A 19826-nucleotide genomic window follows, 5' to 3' on the forward strand; every position below is an offset into this window, starting at 1 on the left:
AACAACAACTACAACAACAGAAGAGCCAACGACTACTTCAACAACAACCACAACAACAACAGAAGAGCCAACGACTACTTCAACCACAACAACAACTCCAGAAGTACCAACTCCAGAAGATACAACCACAACAACAACTCCAGAAGTACCAACTCCAGAAGATACAACCACAACTACAACTCCAGAAACACCAGGAAATCAAGGTGGAGAAGGACAAGGGGATGACACAACCACAACCACAACTCCAGAAACACCAACAAATAGTAGTGAAGAAACAAGCACACCAGAAAATGGTGGAGGTCGCAAATCACTTCTTCCAAGTACTGGTGAAGTTGTAGCAACTGGCCTTGTATTCTCAGGAGTACTTGTCTTGTCAGGTGCAGTAGTGTTAAAACGTAAAATCTCTAAATAATAAAAAAAGAGTTTCCGTATAAAGGAGAGAGCGAAAGCTCTCTCTTTTTTGGAAAGGAAAGAAATGGAGGAAAAGATGAAACTTTCGATACTCATTACTTTATTTAATGAGGAGTTAGTTCTTTCTCAGACACATGAAGCTATGTCAGCACAATTGGAACAGATGCTGGGGAAGGAACTCTCGGACTATGAACTTCTGTATATCGATGATGGCAGTAGTGACCAGACCTATGAGCTAATTACAGCCATTGCCAAAGAGAATCCACGTGTGAAATATATTCGATTTAGTCGTAATTTTGGTCGTGAAAGTGGTATATTAGCAGGTTTTAAATATGCGAGCGGTGATGCCGTCATGGTTATGGATGGAGATCTCCAACATCCACCTTATCTGATTCCTCTCTTTTTAGAGGCTTATAATGAAGGATATGATATCGTCAGTGGGCAACGAACGCGAGAAGGGGAGTCTTTTATTGGAAGTACCTTTGCACGCCTCTTCTATTTCTTGTCAAACCGTTCAATGGACGTTAAGCTGACAGATGGAAAATCAGAGCTGAGATTGCTAAGTCGTAAAGCTATCAATGCCTTTGTATCGATGCCCGAATACAATCGTTTCAACAAAGGGTTGTATGAATGGATTGGCTTCAAGGAGAAGGTAATACCTTATAAAAACGAAATCCGCAAGGCAGGGAAAAGTAAGTTTGGTTTTAAGAAATCATTGAACTATGCTATTCAAGGGATTGTTTCATTTAATGATCGTCCCCTTCGTGTTTGTATTCAATTTGGTTTCATCTGTTTAGGCCTTGCTCTTTTGTATCTTGTTTTTGAATTGATGAAATACATACTATCAGCAAGTAACTATGTCAGTGGTTACTTTACAACTATTGCAGCCATCATTCTATTTAGTGGTGTTCAATTGATTTTCATTGGTATTCTTGGAGAATATATTGGAAAAATCTATTATGAGGTAAAACGTCGTCCTCACTTTATCATTGAGGATACCAATATCGAACAAGCAAAAGAAAATAATATTGGATAAAGGAGAGAATATGTTAATCTGGTTTATGCGCTGGCAAGAGTTTTTGAAGAAAAATCCCAAAAAAATTCTCTATGCCTTGAGTGCGTTAGCCCCAATGACTATTATGTTAGTAGTTTGGGCTTTCATGGGGATGTACCCGTTTGGAAGTAAGAGTCTGATGGCTGTTGACTTTGGTCAGCAATATATCAGTTTCTTTGGCTTGCTAAAAAATGCTATCTTGACGGGAGACCTATCTAGTTTGAGTTATTCTTTCACTAAGTCTCTTGGTGGAGATATGATTGGGGTGCTTGGATACTATCTAATGAGCCCCTTTAACCTCATCTATATCCTAATGCCCCTCAAATATTTCGGAGCAGCAGTCTTTCTTACTATTTGGCTCCGCTACGGGGCAATCGGTCTATCCTTTGCCTTCCTCTTGATCAAACGTTACAAAGGTTTGGAGTCTAGAAAATGGATGGTTCCCCTGTTCTCGACAGCTTATGCCTTGTCAGGGATGTTGGTTTCCTACCAGATGAATGTCATTTTCTATGATGCCATGATCATGCTACCAATTGTCATTGTGTACTTGGAACAATTGTTAGACGGAGAAGCTCCCTATCGCTATTCCTTTGTCTTGGGACTAGCTGTCTTACTCCAATTTTACATGGGCTACATGATTTCGATTTTTGTTGCCTTGTATGCCTGTTTCTATGTATCTCCTAGATTAATGGTCGAAGGTGATCTAAAGACAAAATTAAAAAATTATATCCCACCTTTATTACAAGCTGTCATTTATTCGATTATCGGGATTGGAACAGCAGCAGTCCTTTTGCTACCTGTCTTCTTTAACCTGTTGGAAAGTAAGGGACAGATTGGTGGAGGAATGACCTTCTCTTTTGCTTTCCAAATCAACCCCTTAGATATTCTTGCTAAGATGGTCATTGGTGGTTTTGATACGACGTCTGGTTGGTCTGCAGGACCAAACTTACCAAATATCTATATTGGGGCACTTGGTTTTCTAGGCTTCATTTTCTACTTCCTCTCTAAGAATGTTTCCAAAGTTAAGAAATGGGCTGCTGGGATTGTTACTCTTGTCTTCTTGACGTCATTCGTTAATGAGTTTGTAAGTAAGATCTGGCACATGGGTCAAAACCCAGCCGGCTTCTTCTTCCGTTTTTCTTGGTTGTTCTCATTCTTCATGTTACTACTGGCTTACCAAGCAGTGAAGGAAAGACCAGTTGTCTCTAAATGGACGAATCTTGGGATTGGAATCGGGTTGGCTCTTTCTGTATGTTATATTCAATCGAAGAGCTACACCTTTATCGCTAAAGTACAACCAGAAGCAATCACGAACTATTTCTCAAAAAATGTGTTTCTTCCTCTCTTGGTTTTGGTGGTTCTAGGAGGCCTCGGTTTTTACGCCTATTGGACAAAATCTCAGAAGAGTCAGCGTGAGAAGATGATTCTAATTGGTGTAACTTCGGTCTTTATAGTGATTGCCTTTCTGTTACTGAAAGCAGGTTATCTACTCACCCAAGTCAGTCTCACAGTGATCGCCTATTTGATTGTCTTGCTCATCTTGAATTTCAAACTATCCCGTTTTGCTGTGGTGATTGTTTCCTTTGTATCGATTTTGGAGTTTGGTTATAATGCCTACTTGTCACAAGTTACTCTAGGGTATGATAATGTTAATAAGTTTTCAGATGCGACTGTATCAGTCAAACGTGTGACAGATAATATTCAAGAAAATTCAGATCAAAAATTCTATCGAATTGCTTCGGATTTTGGTTATTCTAGAACAGTACCTTCGTTGATTTCTTATCCAGGCTTGAGTACGTTTAGTTCGAGTTTGGAACGAAGCACCATGGACCACTTTGCTTTTATGGGAGATCTTGGAGTCAATGCGTCAACACAGTATTCAAATGGAACCCCATTGACAGATGCCTTATATGGTGTACGTTACTTTATGAGTGTCAAAGATTTTGATCCAAAAGAGATAGAAGATAATCCAAATAAGATGTACTTTTATCGATTTACGGACCGATTTGATTTAAAACGCTATTTCACAGAAAAAGTCTATGAAGATAAACGTTATGTTGTCTATAAAAATCCTAAATCTTTCCCACTTGCATATGGTACAAATGTTCTTGTGAGAAATATTAAATTTGGTGTCAATAATGCTTTTGCCAACCAAAATATTATTCTGAATTCAATGGAGGGGCATCAAAAAGCTAAAAACGATACGATTGAGTACTTTAAACCTTTGGCATTTAACGCAATTGAAACAGAAAATGTTATTGAAGAAAAGGTCAATAAGGAAACTGGGGAAGCTATCTATAAGAGAGCAGATTCTTCAAAGGATGCTATTATTCGCTATAGAATCACTCCTCGTACAAATTATACCTATTACTTTTTCACTCCTGTGTCTTTAACACATAAACAAGACTATTCTGTCTTGCTCAATGGTAAATGGTTAAAAAATAATAAATCATTTACGCAAAGACAAATTTGGCAGTTAACAGATCAAACAGAAAATAAGGAAACTGTTATTGAATTTAGATTTAGAACAGATCAAATTGATATGAGTAACGCAGCTGTTTATCGTGCAGATGTTGATCAAATTGAACAAGTATTGGAGAACCGGAAGAAACAAGGATTAAAAGTTACGAAGTTCTCAAATACTCATATTGTAGGTAATGTATCCATTACAGACAATAGTAAATATATGATGACTTCAATTCCGTACAGTGATGGATGGAAAGTGAAAGTGGATGGGAAATTTGTTCAAACGTCAAAAGCTTGGAATGCTTTCTTAGCGTTCCCGATCTCAAAAGGAAATCATAAGGTCGAATTCGTCTTTAGACAAAAAGGAGTCATTCTTGGTGCGTTGCTATCGATTGTTTCAATTACTTACTTAGTCATTCAAATGAGACGAAGCAGAAGTAATGAAGGACGATAGGATATGCGAGAGTATCAAAGATTGTTATAAATACAAAAAAGGATAGCATCCAATTGGATGCTATCCTTTTTGTATGATACGCAAATGTGAATGATTAGTTATTAGAAATCTTGCGTTTCAGGATGACGGCACCTGACAAGACAAGTACTCCTGAGAATACAAGGCCAGTTGCGACAACTTCACCTGTACTTGGAAGAAGTGTTTTGTGACCTCTACCATTTTCTGGTGTGCTTGTTTCTTCACTACTATTTGTAGGTGTTTCTGGAGTTGTAGTTGTGGATGATTTAGTACGAGGACGCCATTTACCTTCTCCATCTCCTGGTACTCTTGGTACTTCTGGTTTTTCTGGAGTCGTTGTAGTAGTTGAAGTAGTCGTAGGTTCTTCAGTTGTAGTGGTTGAAGTAGTCGTAGGTTCTTCAGTTGTAGTAGTTGAAGTAGTCGTAGGTTCTTCGGTTGTAGTAGTTGAAGTAGTTGTAGGTTCTTCGGTTATAGTGGTTGAAGTAGTTGTAGGTTCTTCAGTTGTAGTAGTTGAAGTAGTCGTAGGTTCTTCAGTTGTTGTAGTTGAAGTAGTTGTAGGCTCTTCAGTTGTAGTAGTTGTTGAAGTGGTCGTAGGTTCTTCAGTTGTAGTTGAAGTAGTCGTAGGTTCTTCAGTTGTTGTAGTTGAAGTAGTCGTAGGTTCTTCGGTTGTAGTTGTAGAAGTAGTTGTAGGCTCTTCAGTCGTTGTAGTAGTTGTTACTGTTGTAGTAGTCGGTTCTTCAGTCGTTGTAGTTGAAGTAGTTGTAGGCTCTTCAGTTGTGGTTGTAGTCGTAGTGGTTGTTTCTTCTTTTGGATTTACGATTGTTTTAGTCGCTGAACGCTCAGCTCCAAAATCGTCAACGTTAACTTCTGTATCTGCAACTTTGATGACATAACCTGATGGTGCTTCAACTTCAGTGATGATATATTTGTCTTTTAACAGTTTGTTAACAGCAATATTACCATTATCATCTGATACAAACTCACCAATAACTTGGTTATTAGCTTGACGAACTACTTTAAACTTAGCACCCTTAAGTGGTTGATTCGCCTCATCTACTTTATGGATATTGATTGAGTAAACATAACCAAGACCAGCACCACCAGCAATTTGAACTGCAGCGGCATTAGTTATGCTGTTACTTTCAATACCAACACCTTTAAGAGTTGCATCATTTTTCAAGACCTCACCATCGACAGGGTCGTAATTTAAACGTACTTTATAATTAATACGATACTGATCTTGATCTGTAATGTCACCTAGTTCGATAACGAAGGATTGGCCGTCTTCACTAACTGTAATCTTGTGTTGGTCTGTCACATCAACGCTGTTTGAGAATACCCATTCACCAGTTTCGAAAGAGAATTTACCTTTCATAACCTTAATGCTATCTTTTACATAAGAAGCATTTGTAAATTGCAAGTGGTCCTCAATCGTTACACCTTTGATGTTTTGTTTTGTACGATTGACTGAAATAGTATATTGGACCTCTCTTGGGTCATTAGAGTTAACCCAACTAGTCTTTGTTAAAACTTTTGGATCTCCATCTCCGATACCTTTAAATGTAATCTTCCCAGCAACTTTAGTTTCCTTATTGATAGTAATTTCTATTGGGATCTCTCCTTGTTGAGGATGTTTTTTGAAATCGACACGAGCATAGAAGAAGAAAGACCCATTAGTATCTGAGTGTTTTTCAACATAATCCGTATAAGTTAAAGAAATGGACTTGTTATCCGCATTTACTTTAGCGTAAGCGATAATCTCATTTGTATTGATATCACGAATTTCGAATGATTGTGAAGTAACCACCAAAGCGTCTGGTACAGTCATAACAGTAGTATCCCCTGCTTTGACATTTTTCCCAGTTAAATCAAAATTTGCATTGATACGGAATGTTGCCCATTGTCCTAATTCCCAATCAAGGTTGCCACCTTCATTATTGGTAACTTTGATATTTTTGATCGTATCGACCAATTTTCCGCTAACGGTCACTCCAGGAGTTTCTGCTGAAGTACGATTTAGACCTAAAGCGAAAAGCATGGCCACTAAACAAAGGACAAATGAGAAAATTTTAATATTTCTAGTTTTCTGCTTCATCTTATCTTCCCTTTTCATAAAAATACAGGTGCCTAAACATCAATATCTGATTACTTTTAATGATATGGATACTTTATACCATATCTGTTTTCAATCAAAATTGAGTGTTGAGACACAACCTCCATTGAATCATTTTATATTAGAGAGAAATATTTTGATTACAAAACTATCCTCTACACAGGGAATTATAGCAAAATTTATGAGTTACTTCAAGTGAAAATTTGTGGATTTCATCACAAATTCCAGATTTTAATCATTATATTTTGACCACCATAATTTTAGAGTAAATTTTACTGAAATTCATAAAGATGATTCAAAAGATACGAATAGTAAAATTGAGGAGACGCTTTGCAAAAGTGATGGTATAATAGAAGAGATAGAAACATTTTAGAATGAAAGAGGAATGATGATGACAAAAATTCGTGGATTTGAACTTGTATCAAGCTATACCAATCAGGACTTACTGCCAAAACGGGAGACGGCCCACGCAGCTGGCTACGACTTAAAGGTGGCAGAATGCACGGTGATTGCTCCTGGGGAAATCGTCCTAGTCCCAACTGGGGTCAAGGCCTATATGCAACCGACTGAGGTGCTCTATCTCTATGACCGTTCCTCTAACCCTCGCAAAAAAGGCCTGGTCTTGATCAATTCTGTTGGGGTTATCGATGGAGACTACTACGGCAATCCAGGAAATGAAGGCCATATCTTTGCTCAGATGAAAAATATTACTGACCAGGAAGTCGTCCTTGAAGTTGGCGAACGTGTGGTTCAGGCTGTCTTTGCTCCTTTCTTAATTGCAGATGGAGATGAGGCGGATGGCGTGCGGACTGGTGGATTTGGGTCGACAGGGCACTAAGATGAAGATTATCTTTGTCCGTCATGGGGAGCCAGATTACCGTGAGTTAGAGGAGCGTTCCTATACTGGATTCGGGATAGATTTGGCACCCTTATCTGAGAAAGGAAGACAACAAGCTCAGGAACTTTGCAAAAATCCTTTGTTTGGCTCAGCTGATATCCTGGTGTCTTCTGCAGTGACGCGAGCTTTAGAAACGGCTTTTTATGTATCCTGTGCTACTGGCCTTCCTTTGAGGGTAGAGCCATTATTGCATGAATGGCAGGTTTATGAAACAGGTATAGAGAACTTTGAAACAGCTAGATGTCTGTTTTTAGAAAACAAGGGGGAGTTGCTCCCAAATTCTCCTGTTCAATATGAGACAGCTGAGGAAATGAGGTCTCGGTTTCTAAAATCTATGCGCAAGTATCGAGACTATCAGACAGTCGTTGTTGTCACTCATCGAATGCTCATGCGCCAATTTGTACCAGACGAGAAGATTGATTTTTGCCAAGTGATTGAGTGTGAAATAGAGATTTAGAAAGAGGTTTATCATCGCAAAGAAAAAAACGACATTTGTGTGTCAAAATTGTGCCTACAATTCACCCAAATACCTAGGGCGCTGTCCAAATTGTGGGTCTTGGTCTTCTTTTGTCGAGGAGGTCGAGGTAGCAGAGGTCAAGAATGCGCGGGTTTCCTTGACGGGTGAAAAGACCAAACCCATGAAATTGGCGGACGTGACCTCTATCAATGTTCACCGGACCAAGACGGAGATGGAAGAATTCAACCGCGTCCTTGGAGGTGGTGTCGTCCCAGGAAGTCTCGTCCTCATCGGTGGGGATCCTGGGATTGGGAAATCGACCCTCCTCCTTCAAGTGTCGACCCAGTTGTCTCAAGTGGGAACGGTTCTCTACGTCAGTGGAGAGGAGTCAGCTCAGCAGATCAAGCTACGAGCAGAGCGCTTGGGTAATATCGACAGTGAGTTTTATCTCTATGCTGAGACTAATATGCAGAGCGTGAGAGCCGAGGTAGAGCGGATCCAACCTGACTTTCTTATCATCGATTCGATCCAGACCATTATGTCTCCTGAAATTTCAGGGGTACAAGGATCGGTTTCTCAGGTGCGAGAAGTGACGGCAGAGCTCATGCAGCTGGCCAAGACCAATAATATCGCCATCTTCATCGTCGGCCATGTGACCAAGGAAGGAACCCTGGCGGGCCCGCGTATGTTGGAGCACATGGTGGATACGGTGCTCTACTTTGAGGGGGAACGCCACCATACCTTCCGAATTCTGAGAGCAGTCAAGAACCGCTTTGGTTCGACCAATGAGATTGGGATTTTTGAGATGCAGTCAGGTGGCTTGGTTGAGGTGCTCAATCCGAGTCAAGTTTTCCTAGAAGAGCGTTTAGACGGTGCCACTGGTTCGTCAATCGTAGTGACCATGGAAGGGACCCGTCCGATTCTAGCGGAAGTTCAGGCCTTGGTAACACCAACCATGTTTGGAAATGCTAAGCGGACGACGACAGGGCTTGATTTTAATCGGGCTAGTCTGATTATGGCTGTTTTGGAGAAACGGGCAGGTTTGCTCCTTCAAAATCAAGATGCCTACCTCAAATCTGCAGGTGGTGTCAAATTGGATGAGCCTGCCATTGACCTAGCAGTAGCAGTAGCCATTGCCTCGAGCTACAAGGACAAACCAACAAACCCGCAGGAATGTTTCGTTGGAGAGTTAGGCTTGACAGGAGAAGTCCGTCGAGTCAACCGGATCGAGCAACGAATCAATGAAGCCGCTAAGCTCGGTTTTACCAAGATTTATGTTCCGAAAAATTCTCTTACGGGAATTGCGACACCATCAGGAATCCAGGTGGTCGGTGTGAGTACACTAGCTGAAGTCTTGAAGAAAGTATTTTAATAGTAGAAAAGTCTTAAACGGGAAGTTTAAGACTTTTTTTCAGATGTGACAGATGACAGGAGGTATCCCCTGACAGAAAGGATTGGATATGGTAAAATAATAGATGATTTGAATTTCAAAGGAATAAAGGAGAGACCATGTCTTATTTTGATAATTTTTTAACAGCCAATCAAGCTTATGTGGCTCTACATGGAGACCTCCGTCTTCCGATTAAGCCCAAAACACAAGTCGCCATCGTGACCTGTATGGATTCCCGCCTTCACGTGGCACCTGCACTAGGTCTGGCTCTTGGAGACGCCCATATTTTGCGGAATGCTGGAGGGCGCGTGACAGAGGATATGATCCGGTCTTTGGTCATCTCCCAGCAACAGATGGGCACCCGTGAAATTGTGGTCTTGCACCATACAGACTGTGGTGCTCAGACCTTTGAGAACGAAGGCTTCCGGCAACATCTCAAGAAAGAACTGGGAGTAGATGTGGGAGATCGTGATTTCCTACCCTTTCAAAATATTGAAGAGAGTGTCCGTGAAGATATGAGGCTTCTCAAGGCTTCTCCTTTGATTCCAGAAGATGTCGTTATCTCAGGAGCTGTGTATGATGTGGATACCGGATTGATCTCAGAAGTAAAATGATCATATAGAAGAGAATAGGAAGAGAGAACGATCTTTGTTTCCTGTACTCTTCTTTTTTATAGTATAAAAAAAGTGAACCAAATAGGAAAAAATGTGACAATTTAGCAAAAAACATTAAAAAATTAGTGGAATAAAATAACATTTTAACAAGAATATTACGATTTATTTACAACAGATTGACTCTATATGTCAACGGTGTTACAATTTTACTGGTATCATGGAATCATGAAATATGAAAAAGGAGATCCTATAAATGAAGGATATATTTAATAAGCGCCAGCGCTTTTCATTGCGAAAATATAGCGTTGGGGTTTGTTCAGTTCTTTTAGGAACAGCACTTTTTGCTGCAGGAGCGCAATCTGCATCAGCAGATGAGGCAACAGTAGCCCCTGAATCTGCAGGAACGGCGACTTCAGGAGCACAACCTGCTGCAACAGAATCAAGTCAAGCAGAAGTACCAGTTGCTTCTAAGGCATATGGTGAGGGAGCACCAGCGCCAAAAGTAGACCTTTCTAATTCTGCTACAACTTCAGAAGCACCAGCTCCATCAACTGAAAAAGCTGAAGTGATTGAAAAATCAGCTGCTTCAGAAGACAAGGAAGTCCCAGCTGAGACTAAAAAAGAAGAAAAAGCTGAAACTAAAAAATCTGAAGAAGCTCCAAAGTCGACAGCACCATTAGAAACAAGCAAACCTGTCGAGAAGAAAAAAGGATCAAGCTCTAAGCCGGTCTCCACACCAGTGCTTACTACAGCACAACCTACTACAGCTCGCTCTGCAGCAGTTGAAAACTCAGAAACATCACCTGCAAGTGAAAGCTCAGAAGCACCTACGGCTATTTCAGCTACTGTAAATCCAGTAGCTCCGATCATTGGTGCAGAGCGAGGTGTGCAGGTAAATAGAGAAGCAGCTGAAGAGCGTAGTGCATCACTTGATCGTGCAGCAACTGATTTGACGAACGCTGGAGCCTTGGTAACAAGTCGTAGCCGACGTAGCCGTCGTGCTGTGTATGATCATAATGGAACTCCAGTGGAAGTGACGACCTATTTAAAACCAGGTGAAACTGCAGCTCCAAGCATGTTTGATGCGAACGGTGCGACTGTAAGCTCTCAACCTGTACCAGCTGGATACTCAGCTAAAGAAGGAGATTGGTATACATACAGTATTGTAGACCTTACTCGCTTTAACGAACGGTATCATACAAACTACTATACGCGTGCTTATAAGAGATTTGATGCTTCGACAGACACGACTGTTGAATTGATCGATAAAAACACTGGTAATGTAGTAGAAACCAGAACGATTACTGCTTCTAGCGGAATTCAAAAATTCACAACAACCAAAGCAGCCTCTAATGGAGAATTAACTTGGCAAGTTGATTTCGATAAAGGTTTAGGAGCTGGACCTGGTAAAACGAACCAACCATTTATTCAATTGGGTTATGAAGTTGGAGCAAGTATCCAAGCTTTAGTAGCTCCTGGGCACAATCTTACTCCAGATGAGAAAAAATTATACGATGCTGTTTATGCTGCTCGTACATCAACGGATATCATTAACGTTGTAGAGTCTGCTTATAATGGCCGTACGATTACAGATACCAATGCCAAGATTCCAGTAGCAGTTGAAAAGACAACTTACTATCGAGTAGTTGATGAAAATAACCCAACATTCAACGCCAATAAAACAGATAAGACTGTTCAAGACTACGTGCCAAATGGTAATGAAGTAGACTTAGCTAGATATACTCTTAAAGCTATGGAAGGACAAAACTTCACAGCATCTGGTGAACGTCAATTTGCTGGCTACAAGTTGTATCAAACAGCCGATGCAAACGATCAATCAGGTTATGTGAGTCGTCCTTATACTGTTGGTACCAAATTCATGGACGCTGAGCGTGCAGGAATTAAACGGATCAAAGAAATCGTAGGTGAAGACGGAACAGTAGTCGTTCGTGTTTACTTACTAGATCCAAAACAACAAAGTAAACGTTCAGATGGTACATTAAGCACTGATGGATACATGTTGCTGGCGGAAACTAAACCTATTAAACCAGGTGATTACAATAAAGAAGATTTAGTTGTTAAGAAATCACCTCTTAACACAATTGCTTTCACAGATAGTAAAGGTGTAAACTATCCAAACGGTAAAGAAGTTCCATTTGACTTCCAAACAGCTGCTGGATATACACCTAAGAAAACAGTATTCGTACCATTCTTGGGAGACAACATTGGCCACCTTTCTCCAAACGAACAATTGGTTCGTGGAGTAAATGGTATCGGTACCAACGTTGACTTGCTCAACTCTTTGACACCGTATAAACAACCAATCTACTACTATGTGAAACAAAAACCAGTCGAAGTCACTCCAGAAGTTGAAAAACAACTGGAAGGACGGGTGCTAGTTGACGGTGAATTCACCTTCAAGATTAAAGAAAACCAATCAAACAAATCACTTCCTGCCTATGAAGAAACTGTAACGAATAAAGCCGACGGTAAAGCTACATTTAGCAAGTTATCATTTAACAAAGTTGGTACTTATACATACACAATCACTGAAACTGCAGGTTCAGATACAAACGTCGATTATGATGAAATGACAGTTACGATGACTGTTAATGTAACTGAAAATTCTAACGGTGATTTAGAAGCTTCTGTTAAATATAGTGGTAGTGGTGGATTTGCCTCAAAAGCTGATGACAAAGTCTTCAACAACTATGTCGTAGCTCCAGTTAAGACCAAGTTTGACTTCAGCAAGGCTCTTGCAGGGCGTGAGTTACAAGATGATGAATTTACTTTCGTTCTTAAAGATGAATCTGGAAATGTTATTCAAACGAAGAAGAACAAAGCAAATGGTGTGATCGCCTTTGATGATTTGACCTTTGACAACACACAAGTTGGTACTCATAAGTACACTGTAGAAGAGGTTCAAGGTTCTGAAGCAGGTATGCAATATGATACGATGAAAGCTGAAGTAACGATCACTGTTACGAAAGAGGGTCACGTTCTTAAAGCAACGAATACTCTTCCATCAGATACAGAGTTCAACAATACCTTCACACCTGCTGCTACACAAGCTCAATTCAAGTTTACTAAGAAATTGGAAGGTAAAGAGCTTACAAAGGATGCCTTCACATTCGAATTGCTTGAAAATGGCAATATCATTCAAACCAAGAAAAATGCGGCTGATGGAACTATTCAATTTGATGCGATTTCATACGATAAAGAAGGTTCTCACACATACACTGTACGTGAAGTAGCTGGAACAGATAGAAACATCGACTACGATGATATGAATGCAGTTGTAACAGTGAACGTAACCAAGAATGCTTCAACAGGGATCCTGACTGCTAATGTTACAATGCCGGCAGATACAGAATTTAACAACTATGTTGTTGCTCCAGTTGTTACAAGATTTGACTTTACTAAAAAATTAGCCGGTCGTAAGTTAAAAGCTGGTGAATTCAGTTTTGTTCTCAAAGATCAAGATGGTAAGGTTATTGAAACAGTTAAGAATGATGCAGAAGGAAATGTGACCTTTACTGAATTGTCATATGACAATACTAAAATTGGTACCCACTCATACTCTGTTGAGGAAGTCATCCCAGCTGATGCAGATAAAGAATTTGGTATGACATACGATACCATGAAAGCATTTGTCCGTGTAAAAGTTGCTAAGAATGGTCATACCTTAACAACTGTTACAGACATTGCTTCAACAGGCGGTAAGAATGCTGCTGGTGAATCAACTGACACTCAAGAAGATACTGAATTCAACAACAAAGTCACTCCTCCAGAAACTCCTAAATTCCAACCAGAAAAATTTGTCGTTTCTAAAGAGAAATATGACATCACTGGCAACAAGTTGATGAACGACGACGATGAGTTGACAAATGAATACACTGAAACAAATGCAGATCCATATGTAGACAAGACAACCAACAACGAACCAGAAAACTTGAATACTAAGACAGTTAAACGTGGTTCTAAATTGGTTTACCAAGTATGGCTAGATACGACTAAATTCACTGAAGCAAACAACATCCAATACGTTGGTGTATCGGATACATATGACGCTGATAAATTGGACGTCAATGCAGCTGATATCAAAGCATATGATTCAGTAACTGGTGCAGAAGTAACCAATAAATTCGACATCAAAGTTGAAAACGGTACAATCACTGCAACTTCTAAAGAAGCATTTATCAAAGATAAAGTCAATGCTCCTGTTATCGACACCACTAAGTTCGAATTCGGACGTTACTATAAATTTGATATCCCAGCAACTGTGAAAGAATCTGTTAAAGCTGGTGCTGATATTGAAAATACAGCCAACCAAACCGTTCATGTTTACAACCCAGTAAGCAAGAAGGTTGAAAAGCCTGAAAAACCAACACAAAAACGTGTCAATAGCGTTCCAGTTCCAGTGGAAATGAACTTCACGAAACGTTTGGAAGGTCGTGAACTTCAGGCCAAGGAATTCGAATTCGTATTGAAGAAAGACGGCGTTGAAGTTGAACGCGTGAAGAATGACGCTGCTGGTAAGATCGTCTTCAAGACTCTTGAATTCGGTCGCGATGACCTTGGTAAGACTTACAACTACACAGTTGAAGAAACTCCTGGTACAGATGCAACTGTCAACTACGATACAATGGTTGCAACTGTTAAAGTGGTTGTTTCACACGATGGTACAGCGAAAGCCATCGTTGCCAACGTAACAGACGCTGCTGATAAAGAATTTAACAACCGTGTAACACCTCCAGAAGAACCTAAGTTCCAACCAGAGAAATACGTTGTTTCTAAAGAGAAATACGATATCACTGGTGACAAACTCGTTGATGATGATAAAGAGTTAGCAGACAAGTACGCAGATACCAATGCGAACCCATATGCGGACAATACCATCAATAATGAAGTGGAAAACTTAAATACTAAGACTGTTGAACGTGGATCAAAATTAGTTTACCAAGTATGGTTGGATACAACTAAATTCGACGCAGCTAACAAGGACAACATCCAATCAGTAGGAATCTCAGATGACTACGATGAAACTAAGTTGGATCTTGATTCTACTAAGATCAAAGCTTACGACTCAGTAACAGGCGCAGAAGTAACAGATAAATTCGATATCACTGTGAACAACGGTGTGATCACTGCAACCCTTAAAGATGGCTTCACGAAGTCACTTGGCGATGCAGAAAACACACAAGTCATCGACACAACTAAATTTGCCTTCGGACGTTACTACAAGTTCGACATCCCAACAACAGTGAAAGCTGATGTACCTGGTGGTGTAGACATCGAAAATACTGCGGCTCAAGTAGTCAACTACTACAACCCAACTACTAAGAAAGTTGAAAAACCAAGCAAACCAACTGAAAAACGTGTCAACAACGTACCAATTCAAATTGAACTTGACTTCAAGAAAGCTCTTGCTGGTCGTCAATTGAAAGCGAATGAGTTTACTTTCCAATTGTTAGACGATGATGAATTCAATGTTCTTGAAACAGCAACCAATGATAAGGATGGTAAGGTTAAATTCACTAGCCTTAAATACACAAACAATGATATCGGAGTTTACCGTTACAAAGTAGTAGAAGTTGCTGGTACAGACTCAACCGTTACATATGACAATATGAAAGCTGTTGTAACAGTCACTGTTTCTCATGATGGTACAGCTAAAGCTTTAGTTGCTAAGGTCGGAGATATTGCTGATAAAGAGTTCAACAATACAGTAACTCCACCAGAAGAACCTAAGTTCCAACCAGAGAAATACGTTGTTTCTAAAGAGAAATACGATATCACTGGTGATAAGCTCGTTGATGATGACAAAGAGTTGGCAGACAAGTACGCAGATACCAATGCGAACCCATATGCGGACGATGCATCAAACAACGAAGCAGAAAACTTGAATACCAAGACTGTGAAACGTGGCGACAAGTTGGTTTACCAAGTATGGTTGGATACAACTAAATTCGACGCAGCTAACAAGGACAACATCCAAACAGTAGGAATCTCTGATAACTACGATGAAGCGAAATTAAATCTTAATGCAGCTGACATCAAAGCTTACGACTCTGTAACAGGCGCAGAAGTAACAGATAAATTCGATATCACTGTGAACAACGGTGTGATCACTGCGAACTTGAAAGCTGGCTTCACGAAGTCACTTGGCGATGCGGAAAACACACAAGTGATCGACACAACTAAATTCGAATTCGGACGTTACTACAAGTTCGACATCCCAACAACAGTGAAAGCTGATGTACCTGGTGGTGTAGACATTGAAAACACTGCGGCTCAAGTAGTCAACTACTACAACCCAACAACTAAGAAAGTTGAAAAACCAAGCAAACCAACTGAAAAACGTGTAAACAACGTACCAGTTGAGGTAGGATTCAACTTCACTAAACGCTTGGAAGGCCGTGAGCTTAAAGCTAACGAATTCAGCTTCGTACTTAAAGATTCAACTGGTAAAGAAGTTGAAACTGTGAAGAACGATAAAGATGGTAACGTTAAGTTCTCTAAACTTGAGTTCAAGAAAGGCCAAGAAGGCGTTCACAACTACACAGTAGAAGAAGTTAAAGGCACAGACGCAACCGTTACATACGACACCATGAAAGCGAATGTAACAGTCACAGTGAAACACGATGGTACAGCTAAAGTACTTATCGCGACTGTAGGCGACATTGCGGATAAAGAATTTAACAACCGTGTAACACCTCCAGAAACTCCAGAATTCAATCCAGAAAAATATGTTCTAAACGAAAAAGAATTTGATTTGACTGGAACTTCATTATTAGATGATGATAAAGAGTTGGCAGACAAGTACGCAGATACCAATGCGAACCCATATGCGGACGATGCATCTAATAACGAAGCAGCGAATATCAACACTAAATCAGTTAAACCAGGTCAAAAACTTGTTTACCAAGTATGGTTGGATACAACTAAATTTGACGCAAACAACAAAGACCATATCCAATTAGTAGGAATCTCAGATGACTACGATGAGGCTAAAGTTGATGTTGATGGTTCAGAAATCAAAGCTTATGACGGTAAGACTGGTGCGGATGTAACAGCTAAATTCGATATCGCTGTGAACAACGGTGTGATTACTGCAACCCTTAAAGATGGCTTCACGAAGTCACTTGGCGATGCGGAAAACACACAAGTGATTGACACAAATAAATTCGAATTCGGACGTTACTACAAGTTTGATATCCCAGCTACAGTGAAAGCTGACGTTGCAGGTGGAGTAGACATCGAAAATACTGCGGCTCAAGTTGTTAACTACTACAACCCAACTACTAAGAAAGTTGAAAAACCTGAAAAACCAACTGAAAAACGTGTCAACAGCGTTCCAGTTGAAGTAGAATTCAACTTTACTAAACGTATGGAAGGCCGTGAGCTTAAAGCCAATGAATTCAGCTTCGTTCTTAAGGATAAAGATGGTAAGACTCTTGAAACTGTGAAGAACGATGCATCTGGTAACGTTAAGTTCTCAGCTCTTGAATTCAAGAAAGGTCAAGAAGGAACTTACAACTACACTGTAGAAGAAGTTAAAGGAAGCGACGCAACCGTTACATACGACACCATGAAAGCGAATGTAACAGTCACAGTTTCACACGAAGGAAAAGCTAAAGTTCTGATCGCGAAAGTTGGCGACATTGCGGACAAAGAATTTAACAACAAGGTGACTCCTCCAGAAACTCCAGAGTTCAACCCAGAGAAATACATCTTGAACGCTGAGAAATTCGACCTTACTGGTAAATCACTTCTTGATGATGATAAAGAATTGGCAGACAAGGTTGCGGAAACAAACGCAAATCCTTACGCTGATAAGGCTGACAATAATGAAGCAGCAAACATCAATACTAAGACTGTGAAACGTGGCGATAAGGTTGTTTACCAAGTATGGTTGGATACAACTAAGTTTACTGAAGCGCACAACATCCAATCTGTTGGTGTTACTGATGACTACGAAGAAGACAAACTTGACATCAATGTTGCAAACATCAAAGCTTACGACTCTGTAACAGGCGAAGATGTGACTGCTAAATTTGATATCAAGGTTGAAAACGGTGTGATCTCTGCAACTTCTAAAGCGGACTTGACTAAGTCACTTGGAGATGCAGAAAATACTCCAGTGATCGACACAACTAAGTTTGCGTTTGGACGTTACTACAAGTTCGACATCCCAGCAACAGTGAAAGATACTGTTAAGGGTGGTGCGGATATTGAAAACACTGCAGCTCAAATCGTTCACCAATACGATCCAACAAGCAAGACAGTGAAGAAACCAAACAAACCAACTGAAAAACGTGTTGTGAACATCCCTGTTTCAGTAGAATTCAACTTCACGAAACGTTTGGAAGGCCGTGAGCTTAAAGCTAACGAATTCAGCTTTGTTCTTAAGGATAAAGATGGTAAGACTCTTGAAACTGTGAAGAACGATGCATCTGGTAACGTTAAGTTCTCAGCTCTTGAATTCAAGAAAGGTCAAGAAGGAACTTACAACTACACTGTAGAAGAAGTCAAAGGAACTGATACAACCGTTACTTATGACACTATGAAAGCAGTTGTAACAGTTGAGGTTTCTCATGATGGAACTGCGAAAGCTCTCCTTACTAAGGTAACGGATCCATCAGACAAAGAATTCAATAACACTGTTCGCCCACCTGAAACTCCAGAATTCAATCCAGAGAAATACATCTTGAACGAATCTAAATTCGATCTTACAGGTGTGAAACTTCTCGACGATGATAAAGAGTTGAAGGATAAGGTTGCGGACACAAATGCAAATCCTTACGTTGATAAGACTGATAACAACGAAGCTCAAAATATCAATACGAAGACACTCAAGAAAGGTGATAAAGTATACTACCAAGTATGGTTGGATACAACTAAATTCACTGAAGCACACAATATTCAATCTGTTGGTGTTACAGATAAATATGATAGTGCGAACTTGACTGTCAACGGAGCTGATATTAAGGCATACGACTCTGTAACAGGAGAAGATGTAACAGCTAAGTTTGATATCAAGGTTGAAAACGGTGTGATTACTGCAACATCTAAAGCAGACTTGACTAAGTCACTTGGAGACGCAGAAAATACACAAGTGATCGACACAACTAAGTTGGCCTTTGGACGTTACTACAAGTTTGAAATTCCTGCAGAAATTATACAATCTGCTCAAGATGGTGTGGACATTGAAAATACAGCTTCACAAATCGTACACCAATACGATCCAACTAAGAAGACTGTAGAAAAACCAGAAAAACCAACTGAAAAACGTGTAGTCAACATTCCAGTTAAGGTTCAATTCCAATTCACTAAGAAATTGGAAGGTCGTGCATTGAAGGCTGGTGAATTCAGTTTCGTTCTTAAGGACGAAAAAGGAAATGTGATCGAAACCGTAACCAATGATGCGGCTGGTAAGATCACTTTCTCAAATCTTGAATTCAAACGTGGTGAAGAAGGAACTCATCTCTACCATGTAGAAGAAATCCGTGGCAAAGATTCTAGCATCGAATACGATAAGATGGTTGCCACTGTGGGTATTATGATTAACAAAGACGGTAAAGTATTGACGGCTATTACTCAGTTGCCAGAAGATACAGAGTTTAACAACACTGTTATTCCGCCAACAACACCGCCAAATACACCACCAACAACACCACCGAATACACCGCCGACAACGCCACCAACAACACCGCCAACACCACCAACACCACCAACGCCACCAACACCTACAACTCCTCCAGCTCCAGCACTTCCTGAAACTGGTGAAGAACAATCAGCATCTGCTGCATTGTTAGGTGCTGCACTTGGTATGGTTGGCCTTGCGGGACTTGTAAAACGCAAAAAACGCGAAGACTAAAATTGAGGTGACATCGACAAACTTGATGATGAGGTGACAATTTTAGATCCAACAGGAAGAGGCTTTGCTCG

9 protein-coding genes are annotated in these 19826 nt (G+C 40.2%); 8 read left to right on the forward strand and 1 reads right to left on the reverse strand.

Translation table 11 applies throughout. The features are described 5' to 3' along the window. The 3 genes from O3642_RS09410 to O3642_RS09420 all read left to right on the forward strand — a co-directional run. Window positions 1-412: LPXTG cell wall anchor domain-containing protein (locus tag O3642_RS09410; RefSeq protein WP_371605844.1), on the forward strand; the 412-nt coding region annotated here is incomplete at its 5' end. Window positions 413-487: 75 nt separating this feature from the next. After that, the gene (locus O3642_RS09415; RefSeq protein WP_151379478.1) at window positions 488-1447 is read left to right on the forward strand and encodes a glycosyltransferase family 2 protein; all 960 of its coding nucleotides are present in this window, start codon (window positions 488-490) and stop codon (window positions 1445-1447) included. A 10-nt stretch (window positions 1448-1457) separates the two neighbouring features. Next, window positions 1458-4385, forward strand: coding sequence for a YfhO family protein (locus O3642_RS09420; RefSeq protein ID WP_371605845.1), 2928 nt, complete (start codon window positions 1458-1460; stop codon window positions 4383-4385). Window positions 4386-4479: 94 nt separating this feature from the next. Here the strand turns inward: O3642_RS09420 and O3642_RS09425 are convergent, their stop codons facing one another. Further along, entirely contained in the window at window positions 4480-6498 is a 2019-nt protein-coding gene (locus O3642_RS09425) for an Ig-like domain-containing protein (RefSeq protein WP_371605846.1), read from the reverse strand. A 409-nt stretch (window positions 6499-6907) separates the two neighbouring features. On the opposite strand from O3642_RS09425, the gene O3642_RS09430 reads away from it, so the two are divergent. The 5 genes from O3642_RS09430 (at window position 6908) to O3642_RS09450 (ending at window position 19755) form a co-directional block, all read left to right on the forward strand. After that, window positions 6908-7354: a dUTP diphosphatase gene (locus O3642_RS09430; RefSeq protein ID WP_371605847.1), complete on the forward strand. Its 447-nt coding sequence runs from the start codon at window positions 6908-6910 to the stop codon at window positions 7352-7354. Beyond that, window positions 7314-7871, forward strand: coding sequence for a histidine phosphatase family protein (locus tag O3642_RS09435; RefSeq protein WP_320911123.1), 558 nt, complete (start codon window positions 7314-7316; stop codon window positions 7869-7871). Before O3642_RS09430 ends, O3642_RS09435 begins: the two co-directional genes overlap by 41 nt. Before the next feature lie 13 nt (window positions 7872-7884). Next, entirely contained in the window at window positions 7885-9243 is a 1359-nt protein-coding gene (radA, locus tag O3642_RS09440; RefSeq protein ID WP_371605852.1) for a DNA repair protein RadA, read from the forward strand. Window positions 9244-9380: 137 nt separating this feature from the next. Continuing rightward, on the forward strand, window positions 9381-9875 hold the full coding sequence (locus O3642_RS09445) for a carbonic anhydrase (RefSeq protein ID WP_003012833.1): 495 nt from the start codon (window positions 9381-9383) through the stop codon (window positions 9873-9875). A 253-nt stretch (window positions 9876-10128) separates the two neighbouring features. Further along, window positions 10129-19755, forward strand: a complete 9627-nt coding sequence (locus O3642_RS09450) for a Spy0128 family protein (protein WP_371605848.1) — start codon at window positions 10129-10131, stop codon at window positions 19753-19755. Window positions 19756-19826 lie beyond the last annotated feature (71 nt).

Source organism: Streptococcus sp. 27098_8_66, assembly GCF_041431945.1.
Classification (GTDB): Bacteria; Bacillota; Bacilli; order Lactobacillales; family Streptococcaceae; genus Streptococcus; species Streptococcus dentalis.